The sequence below is a fragment of the Orbaceae bacterium lpD04 genome (genome assembly GCA_036251935.1).
GTDB classification, from domain to species: Bacteria; Pseudomonadota; Gammaproteobacteria; order Enterobacterales; family Orbaceae; genus Orbus; species Orbus wheelerorum.
In genome coordinates this window covers 2,100,573-2,117,260 of sequence record CP133967.1, presented here as the reverse complement: position 1 = coordinate 2,117,260, position 16,688 = coordinate 2,100,573, and the positions used below count along the sequence as shown (strand labels likewise).

17 protein-coding genes are annotated in these 16,688 nt (G+C 34.8%); 7 read left to right on the top strand and 10 right to left on the bottom strand.

The window, feature by feature from the left end; all coding sequences use genetic code 11:
- Nucleotides 1–2 precede the first annotated feature (2 nt).
- The 8 genes from RHO14_09430 to RHO14_09395 form a co-directional block, all read right to left on the bottom strand.
- Nucleotides 3–845, bottom strand: coding sequence for a heme biosynthesis HemY N-terminal domain-containing protein (locus RHO14_09430; GenBank protein ID WVD70574.1), 843 nt, complete (start codon nucleotides 843–845; stop codon nucleotides 3–5).
- A gap of 9 nt (nucleotides 846–854) precedes the next feature.
- Entirely contained in the window at nucleotides 855–2,339 is a 1,485-nt protein-coding gene (locus tag RHO14_09425) for a uroporphyrinogen-III C-methyltransferase (GenBank protein WVD70573.1), read from the bottom strand.
- Between the two features lie 23 nt (nucleotides 2,340–2,362).
- Entirely contained in the window at nucleotides 2,363–3,103 is a 741-nt protein-coding gene (locus tag RHO14_09420; protein WVD70572.1) for a uroporphyrinogen-III synthase, read from the bottom strand.
- Nucleotides 3,104–3,136: 33 nt separating this feature from the next.
- Complete coding sequence (gene hemC, locus RHO14_09415; GenBank protein WVD70571.1) at nucleotides 3,137–4,057, bottom strand: hydroxymethylbilane synthase; 921 nt, start codon at nucleotides 4,055–4,057, stop codon at nucleotides 3,137–3,139.
- A gap of 14 nt (nucleotides 4,058–4,071) precedes the next feature.
- Nucleotides 4,072–5,439 (bottom strand): adenylosuccinate lyase, encoded by a 1,368-nt coding sequence (purB, locus tag RHO14_09410; protein WVD72505.1) that lies wholly within the window; start codon nucleotides 5,437–5,439, stop codon nucleotides 4,072–4,074.
- Nucleotides 5,440–5,490: 51 nt separating this feature from the next.
- Nucleotides 5,491–6,135 carry a high frequency lysogenization protein HflD gene (gene hflD / locus RHO14_09405; GenBank protein WVD70570.1) on the bottom strand — a complete coding sequence of 215 codons (645 nt, stop codon included), beginning with the start codon at nucleotides 6,133–6,135 and terminating at the stop codon, nucleotides 5,491–5,493.
- Between the two features lie 19 nt (nucleotides 6,136–6,154).
- On the bottom strand, nucleotides 6,155–7,273 hold the full coding sequence (mnmA, locus tag RHO14_09400) for a tRNA 2-thiouridine(34) synthase MnmA (GenBank protein ID WVD70569.1): 1,119 nt from the start codon (nucleotides 7,271–7,273) through the stop codon (nucleotides 6,155–6,157).
- A 149-nt stretch (nucleotides 7,274–7,422) separates the two neighbouring features.
- Nucleotides 7,423–8,115, bottom strand: coding sequence for a S24 family peptidase (locus RHO14_09395; protein ID WVD70568.1), 693 nt, complete (start codon nucleotides 8,113–8,115; stop codon nucleotides 7,423–7,425).
- Between the two features lie 191 nt (nucleotides 8,116–8,306).
- Here RHO14_09395 and RHO14_09390 point away from each other — a divergent pair, with 191 nt between their 5' ends.
- Nucleotides 8,307–8,522, top strand: a complete 216-nt coding sequence (locus tag RHO14_09390) for a helix-turn-helix domain-containing protein (protein WVD70567.1) — start codon at nucleotides 8,307–8,309, stop codon at nucleotides 8,520–8,522.
- Nucleotides 8,523–8,668: 146 nt separating this feature from the next.
- On the opposite strand, the gene tpiA is transcribed toward RHO14_09390, so the two are convergent.
- Nucleotides 8,669–9,433, bottom strand: a complete 765-nt coding sequence (gene tpiA / locus RHO14_09385) for a triose-phosphate isomerase (GenBank protein ID WVD70566.1) — start codon at nucleotides 9,431–9,433, stop codon at nucleotides 8,669–8,671.
- 99 nt (nucleotides 9,434–9,532) lie between these two features.
- Between tpiA and zapB the strand changes: the two genes are divergently transcribed.
- From zapB to RHO14_09365, 4 genes are all read left to right on the top strand, one after another.
- On the top strand, nucleotides 9,533–9,778 hold the full coding sequence (zapB, locus tag RHO14_09380) for a cell division protein ZapB (GenBank protein ID WVD70565.1): 246 nt from the start codon (nucleotides 9,533–9,535) through the stop codon (nucleotides 9,776–9,778).
- A gap of 202 nt (nucleotides 9,779–9,980) precedes the next feature.
- Nucleotides 9,981–11,318, top strand: a complete 1,338-nt coding sequence (locus tag RHO14_09375) for a DUF2868 domain-containing protein (GenBank protein WVD70564.1) — start codon at nucleotides 9,981–9,983, stop codon at nucleotides 11,316–11,318.
- Nucleotides 11,302–12,663, top strand: a complete 1,362-nt coding sequence (locus tag RHO14_09370; protein WVD70563.1) for a GTPase/DUF3482 domain-containing protein — start codon at nucleotides 11,302–11,304, stop codon at nucleotides 12,661–12,663. Before RHO14_09375 ends, RHO14_09370 begins: the two co-directional genes overlap by 17 nt.
- Nucleotides 12,664–12,682: 19 nt before the next feature.
- Nucleotides 12,683–13,129 carry an NlpC/P60 family protein gene (locus RHO14_09365; protein WVD70562.1) on the top strand — a complete coding sequence of 149 codons (447 nt, stop codon included), beginning with the start codon at nucleotides 12,683–12,685 and terminating at the stop codon, nucleotides 13,127–13,129.
- Between the two features lie 39 nt (nucleotides 13,130–13,168).
- On the opposite strand, the gene RHO14_09360 is transcribed toward RHO14_09365, so the two are convergent.
- On the bottom strand, nucleotides 13,169–13,810 hold the full coding sequence (locus RHO14_09360; GenBank protein ID WVD70561.1) for a ZinT/AdcA family metal-binding protein: 642 nt from the start codon (nucleotides 13,808–13,810) through the stop codon (nucleotides 13,169–13,171).
- Between the two features lie 160 nt (nucleotides 13,811–13,970).
- Here RHO14_09360 and RHO14_09355 point away from each other — a divergent pair, with 160 nt between their 5' ends.
- Both RHO14_09355 and dnaX read left to right on the top strand, forming a co-directional pair.
- Entirely contained in the window at nucleotides 13,971–14,591 is a 621-nt protein-coding gene (locus RHO14_09355) for a LysE family translocator (protein ID WVD70560.1), read from the top strand.
- 81 nt (nucleotides 14,592–14,672) lie between these two features.
- Nucleotides 14,673–16,670, top strand: coding sequence for a DNA polymerase III subunit gamma/tau (dnaX, locus tag RHO14_09350; protein WVD70559.1), 1,998 nt, complete (start codon nucleotides 14,673–14,675; stop codon nucleotides 16,668–16,670).
- Nucleotides 16,671–16,688 lie beyond the last annotated feature (18 nt).

Sequence of the window (16,688 nt, the reverse complement as noted above, 5' to 3'; positions counted from 1 at the left end):
AGCTATTTTGATAATAAATTATCTTGGTAAACTTTAATTGTATCTTGATAAATTGTATTTTGCTTAATAGCCTTTGGCTGTGATTGCCACCATTTAAGCATATTACCAATACCTTCATGTTCTGCTAATTGTTTTATTCTACCTATGTATGCAGTATTTTTGAATTGATCAAGCTGTGTTTCAGTAAACGCTTCAGCCTTATACATTGCAGGTAAAATATTAATAATCGATTGGTAATCTTGTTGGTGGTAGTAAAGTTCATCCGCTAGCCGTAGTACTTCTGGATTACGCGGTTTTTCTTCCAGTAAATGTTCTATCGTTATTTTTGCCTCATGATATTGATGAGTTTTAATTTGTAGGCGAAGCTGTACCAGTTTAAATGCGAATTTTTCTTTGTCCTTACAAATTTTTGCAGCATTATCAAGATGTTCTCTTGCTATATTAAATTGTTTGCTATCAATTTCAGCTTGCGCAGTTTGTAAATAAATGAGCGCTGGGTTTGTCGCTGATTTTGCACTTTTAGCTAATAATCGTCCTGCTTTTTTATAATCTCCCTCAAGCAAAAATAGCTGAGCTAGTTCGATATTTTTTGCTGATTTTTTGGGAGATAATGAACGTAACCAACCGCCTAAAGCTGTTTTAGAGTAAAATATTTTAATAAACACAAAATAAAAGATATAAAGCAATAATAGAAAAAAGAACTCAACAAAAATAAACGTGAGTAAACTCATTTTTATTCGGTAGCCTGAAAATTGAAACAATACCATGCCTTGATGATCAGCTAGCATTGGGCCAACAATAATACCCGCGATAAGAACTAAGAAAATAATTAGAATTCGTAACATTATTTGCTCCTAGTTTACTAACATCGCACGGACGCGAGTTTGCATTAGTGTATCGAGTTCTTTCTGACTAGCTAATTGTTTAGGTACATTTTTATTGCTAATCGATTGTTGCTGTAAATTATTGAGTTCATCTAAAAATACTTTTACACTTGGGCTATTACCATCAAAATAGGCATTAACCCAAATAGCTACATCATCGAGTGCGCGTTGATAAATAAGCTGTTGATGCCGAGGAACCGCCTGCGCGGCAATGAGTAATCGTAATTTGATGTTTTCTCTTAAATAGAGCGCTTGTTCGGGCATAATAATTGCGGTATGAACCTGACATTTTTTTAACAATTCGGGGTTTTGGCCAGCATCGACAATACATTTATTAAAACTATCATATTTTTCAACTTGAATAAATTTAGCAAAAAAAGATTCACTACCTTTTATCAAATTATCATACCAATCACCTATTGAAGATGATATACCATTAGTCTGTGTCGATGATGAACTTGGTGCAGACGCTAAGTCATTATTTTCAGTATCTGACTCTTGGTTTGAAATTGTATCATCATACTGCGTCATACCTAAATCAATTTGTTGATAGTTATCTGCTAATGGCAGCTCGGTAACTGAATCAACTAATTCCATTAGCGTCATCACAATACCATCAAAGTCAGTAAAACTAATCGCTGCGAGTGCAGAAATATCTTTATTAATTGCTTGTCTAGCCGGTAATAAGCTAGGGTCGCTCGCTTGTGCAAGGCTTGCATCTGCATTTTTTAATAATAATCTAGCCGTTGTGTAGTCTTGATCATTCCAAATTTTACGCCCAGCTAAATTGACTAAATAATTAGCTTGCGATATTAACCAACTCTTATTATCTGTGCTCGACATAGCCGATAGTCGTTCATTAAAATGAATAATATTTTGTTCAGATACTTTTATTGCGTCATCAACTTTATTAATAAATTCTTGCTGCGTTTGTATTTGCTCGCTTAACTGATTTTTCACATTTTGCGTTAATAGTGTGAATTGTTTATTTTGGTTATCAACAGCTTGCGATACGTTCGCTTGGATATCACGGGTGATCGATTGTTGTAAGGTATCTTTTAATGTCGAAATTTCGGCCTGTAACTGGTCAATTTCAGCTTTTTGCACCATTGCTTGTTCATGAGCATGATAATAAATAAAACCACCTAAACAAATTGTTAAACCAATTGCGATAATCGATAGTTTTGATACCGGAATTTTAGTGATTGGTTTCTTCAGTTCTTGGCTATTTTTTTTATCTTGCGACGGCAGTGGCGTGTTTTCAGTATTTTTTTTCATATCTTGTTTCACTTGTTGAGGTTGTATTTGATTACCAATAGGTGAAGATTTAGATAAACTTGATTGTAATAAATTTTGGCTATCTGGGTTTTTAGATGCGGTAACACTAATATTAGACAGTGTAGCATTTGCACTAAAAAATCGCGAGTTACTGGAAATTAAGTTGTTTTGCGACATGGTGGCGATTGTACCCAATAAATTTATATTGATGTCGCATTATGACATAGAGTCGCTATTGTTTTAAATAAATTTTGATTATTTGCATTATCGGCTAAGTAGATATGCCGCCAATGATGTAATTTTGCAGCAGTCATTATCCTCGTACTACTAACAATCAAACAACAATTGTGCTTATGCATGTCGCTACAATATAACTCTAATTGTAATAGATGTTCAATACTCGTTATAACGAAACAATATTTTTCTTGTTTAAAAAAAAGCGTGCTTGGGTAATCAATTTTCTTGCGGTGGTAGCACTTAATGTTTTTAATTAATGCACCTTGAGCATGTAGGCTTTCTTGTATGAAAGTTCGTCCTATATCTCCGCATAATACTAAGACTTGCCGGCCTATAACACAAAGATCAATCGATTGAAAATACTCAACTAATCCTTCACTATTTTCATGTTGAGGTGGATATGCAACTAATTGGTTTGATAGCATTTGAAATTGCTTAGCTGTTTGCTGCCCAACTGCAAAGTATTGGACAAAATCAGGAAATTTAATTTTAGTTTGCAAAGCACCGATCATTAAATTAACTTGCGGTGATACGATAATCACAACATCACCTTGTTGTAAGCTATCAAGGTGATGTTGTAAATTATCTAAGTCGTGACCCTTTACGATATTAAAAAAAGGTAAGTATTTTGCAGCTAATTTAGCTTGATGACATAATTGAACAAGTTCTTCCCCATAAGGTGATGGACGAGTCACAATAATCATAAAGTTTACCTATTTATAATGGGATTAATATTGTTAAATTTGACTTAAAATTTTATCCGCACCTTGGGCGATTAACTGCTTAGCAAGCATGATACCTAATTCTGTTGCCTGCTGTTTATTTCCAATAACTGTTTCGGTAATAATTTGTTGTCCATCTAAGCTACCAACTAAGCCTTGCAAGGTTAAAGTATCTTGCTCTAGTTTTGAGTAACAAGCAATTGGCACCTGACAACCACCTTGGAGATGATTATTCATCGCCCGTTCAGCTATAACACAATAACGCGTGTTTTGATCATCGAGAGGGGCCAGTAATTGGTGAATTCTATCATCATTTTGACGGGTCTCAATACCAACAGCACCTTGGCCAACAGCTGGTAGCATAATATCTACAGGAATAAATTGTTTAATGCGCTCATCTAATTCTAATCGTTTCAACCCCGCTGCGGCTAAGATAATTGCATCATATTCATTATTATCTAATTTTTGCAGGCGTGATCCTATATTTCCGCGTAAATCTTTAATCGTTAAAGTTGGATAATGCGCTTTTAGCTGGCATTGACGCCGTAAACTTGATGTACCAACGATAGCATTTTTAGGTAGCTCGCTAAGGTTATTGTATTTATTAGAAATAAATGCATCACGCACATCATCACGAACACAGATAGTTGTTAACTCTAAACCATTAGGAAACTGGGCCGGAATATCTTTAAGCGAATGAACTGCAATATCAGCCTCATCATTTAAAAGTGCAAGCTCGAGTTGTTTTACAAATAACCCTTTACCACCAATTTTAGATAACGGGCTATCAAGCAATACGTCCCCTTGGGTTACCATTGGTACAAGCTCAACGGTTAATTCTGGATGACAAGATATTAGCCTATTTTTAACGTAATTAGCTTGCCACAATGCTAAAGGGCTTTTTCGTGTTGCTATTTTTATTACCTGAACTTGCACAATTTATCCTTAAATTATATTTTTTTTACTAATTCGACTGCATAACCAATATAATTAGCAGGAGTGAGCTGTTTTAAGCGTGCTTTTTCACTATCAGGTAAATCGAGGCTATCAATAAATTGCTGCATGCCTTGCTGATCAACGCGTTTACCTCGAGTTAATTCTTTTAATTTTTCGTATGGTTTTTCAATGCCATAACGACGCATAACCGTTTGGATCGGTTCAGCAAGGACTTCCCAGTTATGATTTAGTTCGTCAAGAATGTGTGCTTGATTTACTTCTAATTTATTTAGCCCTTTCAAAGTTGATTGATAAGCTATTAACGCATAACCTAAACCAACACCTAAATTTCGTAGCACGGTAGAGTCTGTTAGATCTCGTTGCCATCTTGAAATAGGAAGCTTATTGGCTAAGTGCTGCATCATCGCATTAGCGAGTCCTAAATTGCCCTCAGAGTTTTCAAAATCTATTGGGTTAACTTTATGTGGCATGGTTGATGAACCAATTTCACCTGCAATCGTTTTTTGTTTAAAATGATTTAATGCAATATAACCCCAAATATCACGGTCAAGATCGATAATAATCGTATTGAATCTAATGACACAGTCAAAAAATTCAGCAATATAATCATGTGGCTCAATTTGTGTTGTATATGGGTTCCAAGTTAAACCTAATGAATTAACAAATTCTTGGCTAAATTGGTTCCAATCAACCTCTGGGTAAGCAACGATGTGTGCATTATAATTACCTGTGGCACCATTTATTTTACCCAGTATTTCAACAACTTTAAGTTGTTTTAATTGACGTTCTAAACGGTAAATAACGTTAGCTAGTTCTTTACCAATTGTTGATGGCGTCGCAGGTTGACCATGAGTTCGAGATAGCAATGGAATATCTTGGTAAAGTTTTGCTTTTACTTTTAGCTCATCAATTAATTTAAGCCAGTAAGGAATGACCACGTCTTCTCTGGCTGTTTTTAGCATTAATGAGTAAGATAGATTGTTTATGTCTTCTGATGTACAAGCAAAATGAATAAATTCAGAAACAGCTTCAAGCGCCTTATTACCCGCGATTTTTTCTTTCAAAAAATATTCGACAGCTTTAACGTCATGGTTAGTGGTTTTTTCAATATCTTTGATACGCAGAGCATCTTGCTCACTAAAATTCAAAATAATATTATTAAGAAATTCATTGGTCGGGCGGTCAAATTCAGCAACTTCAGTGATTTGTTTGCAGTTAGATAACTTTTGTAACCATTTGATTTCAACTTCTACTCGGTATTTTAATAAACCATATTCACTAAATATTGATCTCAATTCTTTTGTTTTATCGCCATAACGACCATCAACCGGCGATAGGGCAGTAAGTGCAGATAATTCCATCATTCTACTCCATATTTTTCGTGACGTTTTGTAACATCAATGATTTAACTGTTAACCATTATTTTGCATTTGTTGCAAAATATTATCGGCAGCATTAATTATACTTTTACGAGAGAAGAGTAATTGCAAACGATTCCCTCCAACTTGATACCATAAAATGGCCGATCTAACGCTTGCAAATAGCGCCGAACGCACTCTTGCTTGAATTAAGGTATTTTGTAAATACTCAACTTTCCCTGTTACCCTAATTTTTGACGTAAGTGGACTAATGATGTCAGAGTAAATTCCAGCTAGGGAGTAAGAAATCTCATCGCGGTGATTGCTTAATGTCTCATTATTAATGATACCGTAAAGCGACTGGATTCGCTCTAGCCGGTTAGATATTTTAGCTAGGGCCGATTCGTTTTTAATTAATTTACTTGTCACACCGAGCGTACCTAATATGTAACGCATCACTTCAACTTTTTCTTGGCTATTATTCAATAGTTGTGTCAAAAATTGTAAGCCATTTTTAATATTTTCCGTACCGTCAAAAACATCTTCAGTTGATTGTGGCGAGATATTAAAGATACTTTTTAACGAAATATCATATAAAGGTAGATCACATTGCCCAGTATTAGCTAAACTTGGGACTAATATTGCACTTTGGCAAACACCACCTAACGCTATAGCAATATGATTATATTTATTGTCCATATTCATTCTCTTTATTAGCTTATAGATGGTTATCAAATTGGCGAAGTATTCTTTCTTCTATAATACCGCCGCCAAGGCAAACTTCTTGTTGATAAAACACGGCTGATTGGCCTGGCGTAACAGCTGACACTGGATGCTCAAAAATAACTTCGACTTTATCATCACCAACAGGATTTAACACACAAGCAATATCTTGTTGGCGGTACCGAGTTTTTACTGTGCATTTTAACGATTGAGTAAGTGCTTTGTTATCTACCCAGTGAAGTTGGCCTGCAATTAGTCCACCAGAATACAACGCTGGGTGTTCATGTCCTTGCGCAACAATAAGTTCATTTTCTAAAACGTTCTTATCAACTACGTACCAAGGCGTTTCATCGGCATTTTTAAGTCCGCCAATACCAAGCCCTTTACGTTGACCTAGAGTATGGTACATTAATCCTTGGTGTTCACCGATTACATCTCCATCAACGGTTCTAATTAATCCTGATTGAGCAGGGAGGTAACGAGCTAAAAAATCACGGAATTTTCGTTCACCAATAAAGCAGATCCCTGTCGAATCCTTTTTACTTGCTGTCGCTAAGCCTAATTTTTGTGCGATTTCCCTAACTTGAGGTTTTTCTAATTCACCGACAGGAAAAAGGCTCTTACTTATTTGTTGTTCATTTAAGGTATAAAGGAAATAACTTTGGTCTTTATTATTATCAATGCCACGTAACAACTCAACTTTACCATTTTGCTCTCTTCTGCGAACATAATGGCCTGTTGCAATATAGTCGGCACCTAAATCTTCAGCTGCATAATCTAAAAAAGCCTTAAATTTAATCTCTTTATTACATAATATATCTGGATTAGGTGTTCTGCCGGCTTGGTATTCTGATAAAAAATGTTCAAATACATTGTCCCAGTATTCGGCTGCAAAATTAATTGTGAGTAGCTTTATACCTAATTTATCACATACTGCTTTTGCATCATTGAGATCGGTCGTTGCTGAACAATACTCTTCATTGTCATCTTCTTCCCAATTCTTCATAAATAGTCCAACAACATCATATCCCTGTTGTTGTAATAAATAAGCCGATACCGATGAATCAACTCCACCAGACATACCGACGACAACCTTTATATTTGCGTTATTCATTTTTTTCTGCGACATATTAAATTTAAATCATAGATAAGTAGCTCTTATCTGCGATTTTATCACAAATGATAAGAGAGCAATAATTTTTTGCAGAAAAGAATGAAATAACCATTTATCTATACCGTCAATAAATGGTATTCAATCGTTGATTAAGACAGATCTTTTATAATACAAATTATTCTACCTATAACCTGGAAATCATTTTCTATATTTAGCTTATCTATCTGGATTGACGGATATTTTTCATTATCAGATAACAATAAAAGGTATTTACCATGATTTTGAATTCGCTTTATGCCCAGTGTATCGCCATATTTGATAAGGTAGATATAGCCATCAAATGGCATTATATTAGATGCGTTAAAAATTAATGTATCGTTATCTGATATAGTTGGTGACATTGAATCACCTTTTGCCCAATAGAAAAAAAGATCATCAACATAAAAATCATGAGATTTAAGACAATTTAAATCAAACGGTAATAAATTCGTTATACGATTTTTTACGCCTTTAATCTCGTCTAATAAGTCAGTCTCTGTATTTGGTTGATAGATAGGAATATTAACTATTGTATTAACTACATTATTTGGTAATAAACGACATTCTCCTTGACCGGTTGCTAGCCATTCAATTGGTACATCACATTTTTTAGCAATAATGGCTAAGCGGTTCAACGATGGATAAGTTTTTCCCGATAGATAGTCTCTAATAACAGCTTCTGACATCTCTACTTTTTTGGCAAAAGCATTTCCTGACATTCCTTCTTGGGCGAGTAATAATCTCTTATTAAAATCAATAACACCAGTACTTTCAAGTAGTTTTTTCTTTTCAAGATCTTTCATTGTCACCTTCGTATTTTTACACATTTAAAGTCAATGTAAGCAGATTTATATATTTTTTTGGAAAAAAATGCACTTTTTTGTTTGAATTCGTTTTTTTGTGTGGTATTCTTTCACCACAATTTAATGCTAAACAGCGTTAAAGTGGTATTATACCGATAATCTTAACTATATCTATATAAGAGGATCTCATAATGAGAGTACAAGATCAAGACTGGTTACCTTCGAGAGTTGTGGGGGAGATCAAAATTCGAGGGGGTAGTCTGCGTGAATTGTCCCGTTCAAACGGCTTACAGGCTGATACATTAAGAAATGCACTTTACCGTCATTGCCCTAAATATGAGAAAATTATTTCTGAATATTTAAACGTTCCGGTAGAAAAAATTTGGCCAACTCGATACAAAAAATAGTACTCATTATTCTATATAATTTGTAATTATTGCGAAAATCTTAAAGTGTTCTATTTGTTACTTTTGTGAGTTAAAGCGTACTATTTTGAATAAATTTTAAATGACTTACTATTTTATCGTTATTATAGTAAGTCATTTTTTTTTGATTACTTCTTAGCTTGAGCTGCTGCTTTGACAATTACCGCAAAAGCATCTGCTTTTAGTGACGCACCACCAACTAATGCACCATCAATATCAGGTTGGGTAAATAATTCTGCTGCATTTTTATCATTAACAGAACCACCGTACTGAATAATAACTTGTTTAGCCACATCACCATCAAGTTTTGCAATATGATCACGAATAAATTTGTGAATAGCTTGTGCTTGTGCTGGAGTTGCTGATTTGCCTGTACCAATAGCCCAAATTGGTTCATAAGCAATAACTGCATTATTAAATGCTTTAACGCCTAATAAATCAATTACTGCATCAATTTGTTTTGCACAAACAGCTTGGGTTTGACCTGCTTCATTTTCTGCTTCAGTTTCACCAATACATAAAACGGGTGTTAAACCATTTTCCTTTAATATGGCAAATTTCTGTGCAATAAATTTATCACATTCTTTATGATAAGTACGGCGCTCTGAATGGCCGATAATAATGTGAGTTGCTCCAACTTCTTTAAGCATTTGAGCTGAAATATCACCCGTATATGCACCCGATAGATGAGTATCGACATTTTGTGCACCTAAGATAATATTAGAATCGGCTAAAAGCTTTTGTACATAGTCAAGATATACAACTGGCGGGGCAATTGCGACATCACAACCATCAACACCAGTAAGCTCTTTTTTTAAGCCTGTTACTAAATCTAAAGCCATTGCTTTACTGCCGTTTAGCTTCCAATTTCCCATCACGAGAGGTTTGCGCATAATTTTCTCCAATAATTACGTTTAAATTGAGTGTAGATTTGATTTGAATTCGTTATAATGCTCAGCATTATACACAAATAATTGCTATTGAGGATCAATATGTCTTTAGAAATACTTAACCAGTTAGAAACTAAAATTCAACAAACAGTAAATACTATTCAACTATTACAACAAGAAATCAACACGTTACAACAAAAGAATCAAGAGCTAGAACTTTTAATTAGCGAAGAATCTGATGAAGTACAAAATTTGCGTAAGCAAAATGATGAGTTGAAACAAGAACAATCTGCATGGCAAGAACGTATTACATCGTTGCTAAATAAGATTGGTGGGCTTTCTCAATAGAGTTAATCACAATAACTGATCATTAAAAAGGGCTATAAAAGCCCTTTTTTAGTTTATCTCCTTAAAAAATAAAGTTATTATTAGTTATAGTTAAAATAAATGGCTTAGATGCACTGCTATAATATGTATCATTTTTTATATAATACTTATAACGAAATATAAAAAATTGATAGCGTTAATTGTTGTTAATAAAAGAGAAGCAATGAATCAATACTTAAAATCATTATGGTTAACCGAGACAGTCCGTTTAATCGAAAAGGATAGTGGACGTTTTCATGATGACGATGCAAACCGTCAGGCTCGAGCAATTAAAGCAAGCGTGTCAGAGCGTATTATGACACGAGCAGAAATTCTTAGTGAACAACATGGATTAAAACGAAGCCAACAAGAATGGTTAAATTCAGCCAAGTTATCATTATTTATTTTATTTATTATTGCACTATTTACTGGTGCGGGTCTTGCATTTAGCGCTTTAGCTCAAAATCCGGTCAATTTATATTGGGCATTATTGTGCCTACTCGGCCTCCACCTAGTTACCCTGTGCTTATGGCTAATATCTTGTATCTTTTTACCTAATGAAAGTGGTAGCTTTTTAATTCATATCTGGCTATGGATCGCAAAAAAACTATCAAAAAAGACAACTGTCAGCCAAGTATTACCTGCATTTATCAGCCTGTTTAATAAACAATTGCGGTGGTTAGTTGGTTTAGTTGTTAATTTATTATGGACTGTTATTTTATTTTCAGCATTTATTATACTGCTGACACTATTATCAACCAAACATTATAGTTTTGAATGGCAAACCACTTTACTAAGTGCTGACTCGGTTATTACCGTTACCCATGTTTTAGGTCAGCTACCAGCAATATTAGGTTTTTCATTACCAAATAATGATATGATCCGTGCTAGTGAGCAGGCAATGAGTAATGGCGAAATTAGGTCGGCTTGGGCTATCTGGTTGCTAGGTATTTTTATTGTATATGGCATTGCCGTTCGGTTAGTGCTGCTGATTTTTTGTTGGTTGAAATGGCGAATAGGCTGTCAAAGTATTACCTTAAATCTTCAATATCCACAGTATCAATTATTAGTTAATGATTTAGACGTTGTTGCAATAAAACACATTGTCGATAAAGAACATCATCATAATTCGGTTTTACATGCTGAAAATAAGCAAATCTACAGTACTGCAACAAATAAAATGCTGGTTGCGATTGAAATTGAAACAAATTGGTTACCGCCAGCTGAAATTGAATTTTTAGGCTTTTTAAATAGTCATAATGAACGAAAAGCCATGCTTGATTTTTTACAGCAGCATCCCGCTGAAAAATTGCTTATTGCTATTGATACCAACCGTTCACCTGATCGCGGTATAATAAATTTAATTCAATCATTGGCAACAAAATCAGTGCATTGCCGATTATGGTTTATTAACCAAGGACGACAATTTAGTAACTGGCAAGAGAGCTTAAGTAAGTTAAAAATGCATCAAACAGACACCGCATGGTTACTTAAAGAGGATGATAATGCTAAGCGAAATTAATTTGGCCATTGTCGGTCATGCTAATGTAGGTAAAACGTCACTTTTGCGAACATTAACGCAAGATAGTCGGCTTGGCACTATTTCCGATAAACCAGGTAGTACAAGGCATGTTGAGGCAATAACATTTTCGTTAGACAATAATTATAAAATTATTTTTTATGATACTCCCGGCCTTGAAGATAGTATTGCTTTATATGACTACATCAACCGCTTAGATGGGTATCAATCTAAAGCTGATGGTATTGATAAACTAAACTTATTTTTATCTAGCCCCGAGTCAGAACATAAATTTGAGCAAGAGGCGAAAGTGATTCGCCAGCTACTAAAAAGTGATGCGGCAATTTACGTTGTAGATGTAAGAGAACCAATTCTAGATAAATACCATGATGAATTAGCTACATTAGCGTATAGCGACAAACCTATTTTAGCGGTTTTTAATTATACCGCGTCATCTTCACCTTATGAAGCTGAGTGGAAAAAATTATTGTCGCGCATCGGCATTCATGCTCTTGTTAGTTTCGATGCCGTATTTCCTTCTATTGAAGGTGAGCAGCGCCTTTATCAAAGTTTATTATTACTAATTGAACCCGCAAAAAACATTCTTAATCAATGGCAAGAAAAAATTAAACAACAGCGCATTGATAGAAATCATCGCGCTAAGTTAGTCATAGCTGAAACCCTTGTTGATGTTGCAGCCTATAACGAAATTGCTAACGATAATATCGAAGAAATGATTAAAACGATGCAAAATAATGTGCGCCAAAGAGAGCAAAAAGCAATTAATGATTTATTATCGCTCTATCAATTTTCTATCTCTCAACAAAGTAGTGAAAATATTCCTGTTTTACAAGGTCGTTTCGCTAGCGATTTATTTAATAAAGAAGCCCTCAAATTAATGGGTATTCATTTAAGTAAAGGCGTGCTTTCGGGTGCTGCAATTGGGGCTGGTGTTGATTTAGCTGTTGGCGGTATAACACTAGGCTCAGCGGCATTAATTGGCGCCGCAATTGGTGGGCTTGCTCAGACGGCAAAACATTACGGTAACCGAATCAAAAATAAATTGTCAGGTAGAGCTAAAATGACAATTGATGATGCGATTATCTGTTTTTTATCATTACGCTTACTGCAATTAAAAGAGAGCCTAAATTTACGCGGGCATGCGAATAGTATGCCAATTATTTTAGCTAAATTAGATGAAAGTGCATGGAAAAAAGGCAAATTGCCTAAATCGCTACAAATAGCGCGAGCTCATGCTAATTGGTCTACAATTGGTCGTCATAAGCTAAAAAAAGAGGATGCACAGCGTCAAGAGGTATTATCAAATGTTGCTAACGAATTGGAATAAAAAATTGAAAATTTTTATAATGTCTATAATCATTATGTTATTTAGTGGCTGCAGTTCGCAAGCGTCATTACAATATGCAGATGATAAATCTGATTTTTTAATTATTCAAAAAATCGAGCAACAATATCAAGTGTGGAATAAGACACCTTATCGCTATGGTGGGAATTCTTTAAAAGGTATTGATTGTTCGGGATTTGTTAATAATTTTTATAATCAAAAACTTAATATGTTAATTCCTCGAGTGACAACGGACCAGCTTAAAGTCGGCGAGTCAGTTTCTCAATTAAAAGCAGGTGATTTAGTTTTTTTCAAAACGGGTCGGGGCACAACAGGCATGCATGTAGGTATTTATTACAAAAATGGTAATTTTCTCCATGTATCAACCTCTAAAGGTGTCAAATTTTCTAATTTGAACGAAAAGTATTGGAAAGAACGTTATATAGAAGCAAAACGTATTGTTAGCTAAAGTAGCCTTGAGCAAAAGTTACCTTAGCAAGTAAACAATTTAATGGTGTAGCATCTCGCTAATAATGTCGTTTTTATTTTGTGATAAGGGGTAATAAGTAGGCCAATTATCCATTTCAGTTAATAGTTTTTCATGAGACTCATTACCCATATAAATATGGAAATGGGCTGATGGCGTAGCTTCGATTATATGATCACTCAATTGAACATATTTTGGCGCATTAGATCCTTTTTCTTGGCAAGAAAAGAGATAACGAACCCCTTTATTGCCGGCGGTATAATGTAAAATTTTATAACCATCATAGTGGTACTTACATGATACTTCGCTCTCTTTTTTATGGAAATCTATTTGCTCCCCCTCAATACCAATAAATAATACATCAGTTGCATAACCTTTTTGATAATACTGTTTATAATTAGCAAAATTTTTAGTTGGGTCTTTCTTAGCTTTAGCAAGTATAACAAGATCCAAATCACCCGCTATCAAATAGTCATTAAGCGATTGCCAAGTACCTTGCCAATCAGATAATGGGCGATCTTTTACTTCATTATCGTCAAATATGCCTTCGCTTATACGTAATGTTTTTTCTGATATAACATGGTTATGTGTATGAGCCTGAACCGCGCTGGTTAATAATATTAAGCTTGTAATGGTTAATTTAATGTAAGTGAAGTTAATCAATTTATTAATCCTATGTTATGTTATAATGTAACATTATAAAATAGTTTAATTATAATACAATCAATCTTTATCTATAATCAATTTGGCGACAAAGAGTACCTTAAAAAAGCGTTCTAGCCTATAATTGATAAATACTTATCTTTATTTAAACAAAATATTTATGTCACTCTCTATAATTATGGTCTATTTGATAGCTACCGTATCATTATCAATTATCCCTGGACCAAATATGTTATTAGCGCTTAGCAACGGTACGAGTAAAAATAATCTTGTGATCTTAATGGGCATTATTGGCGCTGATATTGGTAATCTTATTTTAATTACGGCAGTTTCACTTGGGCTTGGTGCTATGATGCAAGCATCTTCGACGCTATTTAATTTAGTAAAATGGTTAGGCACACTCTATTTAATCTGGCTGACTATTGAGCTTTGGCGGCATAAACCTGATATAAAAAAACTACAGCTCAATACCAATAAAACGATCTATAAAGCAATGATTCGTGCCTTTGTTGTCGCTATTTCTAATCCTAAAGCGTTACTTTTTTTTACTGCTTTTTTGCCGCAATTTATCGATCAAGGAAAACCGCAATTTTTCCAGTACAGTCTGTTAGCTATCATAACCATTTTTGTGGATACAATTGTGATGGTTATTTATGCTTGCGGTGGTAATCACGCTGCTCGTTATTTAACAGACATCGGGTTAAGACGCTTAAATCGTTGCTGTGCGTTTATCATGTTTAGTTTAGCTGTATTACTTGCTTTTTATAAAAAAATTAACTAAAAGAGGAAATAATTTCTTGTTTAAATTTATGTTATAATGGCAAAGAATTCGATATTTTATAACCTGTGGTGATAGTCAAATATGAGTTATCAAGTTTTAGCAAGAAAATGGCGTCCTAAATCTTTTTCGGATGTTGTTGGTCAGCAACATGTTTTAACCGTATTAGCCAATGCGCTTTCTTTAGGGCGAGTCCATCATGCTTATTTGTTTTCAGGCACGCGGGGTGTGGGCAAAACATCGATTGCTCGTTTACTGGCAAAAGGTCTTAATTGTGAGCAAGGAATAACGGCTACACCATGTGGTGAATGTGAAAATTGTAAAGATATTGAACAAGGGCGATTTATTGATTTATTAGAAATCGATGCCGCCTCGCGCACGAAGGTCGAAGATACCCGAGAAATTCTTGATAATATTCAGTATTTCCCAACAAAAGGGCGATTTAAAGTTTATCTTATCGATGAAGTACATATGCTGTCACGTAGCAGTTTTAATGCCTTACTAAAGACATTAGAAGAGCCGCCAGAACATGTTAAATTCTTACTGGCAACAACCGATCCACAAAAATTACCGGTCACAATTTTATCACGTTGTTTACACCTGCATTTAAGCGCACTTGATGATAGCTTAATTAAACAGCAGTTGATTAAAATCCTAAAAGCAGAACACATTAATAGTGACGATAGGGCTATTCAATTATTAGCCAAAGCAGCCGATGGTAGTATGCGTGATGCGTTAAGTTTGACCGATCAAGCAATCGCATTAGGTAATGGGCAAATTGATGAGCAATCAGTTAGTGTTATGCTTGGCACACTTGATAAAGCGGTACCTTTTGTGCTTATTGAGTCATTGTATCAGGGTGAGGGTAATCAATTAATGCAGCGCATTGATGAGGCTGCTAAACAAGGTGTTGATTGGGATAATTTATTGACTGAAACATTAACTTTATTGCATCAAATTTCATTATTACAAATCGTACCGACTGCGTTAGGTGATTATAGTGATTATGAAGATCGCATTCGGTATTTAGCTCAACATGTTTCGCCTAATGATATTCAGCTTTTTTATCAAATGCTATTGATGGGACGAAAAGAGCTTACTTTTGCACCAGATAAAAAAATAGGTGTCGAAATGAGTTTTTTACGTGCACTCGCTTTTATACCTAAAGTATTAGCACCTTCATCAATTGAGCCTAAAGAGGCGAGTTCAGCTGCACACACCACAGCGAACGTTGAAAGTCGAACTGCCGGGCCAAAGTCTCTACAAAAAAAATCACCAGCGTTAGAACAACAAAATGAATCAGTTGCGCCATCAAGTGTGCCCGAAATTAATGTTGATGATAATGTTTCTGATGTGACGAAAAGTATTCTTGCGGCAAGACAACAAGTCATTGAGAGTGAGAAAACAAAAAAAAAGTCTGAACAGGTTGAAAGGAGTCAACCTGAAATAATCAGCAACAGCCCACGCTTAACTAAGGCGTCATTATCAGCGCAGCAACAGCAGCCTAATGATATAACAAAAGATATGGCTGATGAGGTAGTGCAATCAGCGCTAACGGCTGAAACATATCAATGGCAGTTTAGTGAGCATTTTACGCCCAATAATGATGATAGTCTTTTAGCTGCTAAAACCGTTAAACAAGCATTTGAACATGAAAAATCAGCTGAGTTGATCCAAAAACTTATTGTTCAATCAGCAGAAATCGATCCATGGAGTGCGGAAATTGAGCAGTTAATGTTACCGCCATTGATTAAACAAATTGCAATTAACGCTTTCTTAGAGCAAGAAAGTGATACAAAATTAATACTGCATTTACGTTCAGCTTTAGCGCACCTTATACGCGGTGATAATAATATCAAACGATTAGCTCAAGTGATATCGTCTTATCGCGGGCATTCATGTGAAGTCACGGCAATTATAGATGATGATACTTCACATTTAACACCTTTAGAGGTTCGCGAAAAAATCTATCAAATGAAATTAGCACAAGCGAAGCAGCGAATTGGACAAGACAATAAAATTGCAATGATTTGTCAAATTTTTGAAGCACGAATTGATGAACAAAGCATTAGTCCTGTATAATGGCTCGATAAAAACAGA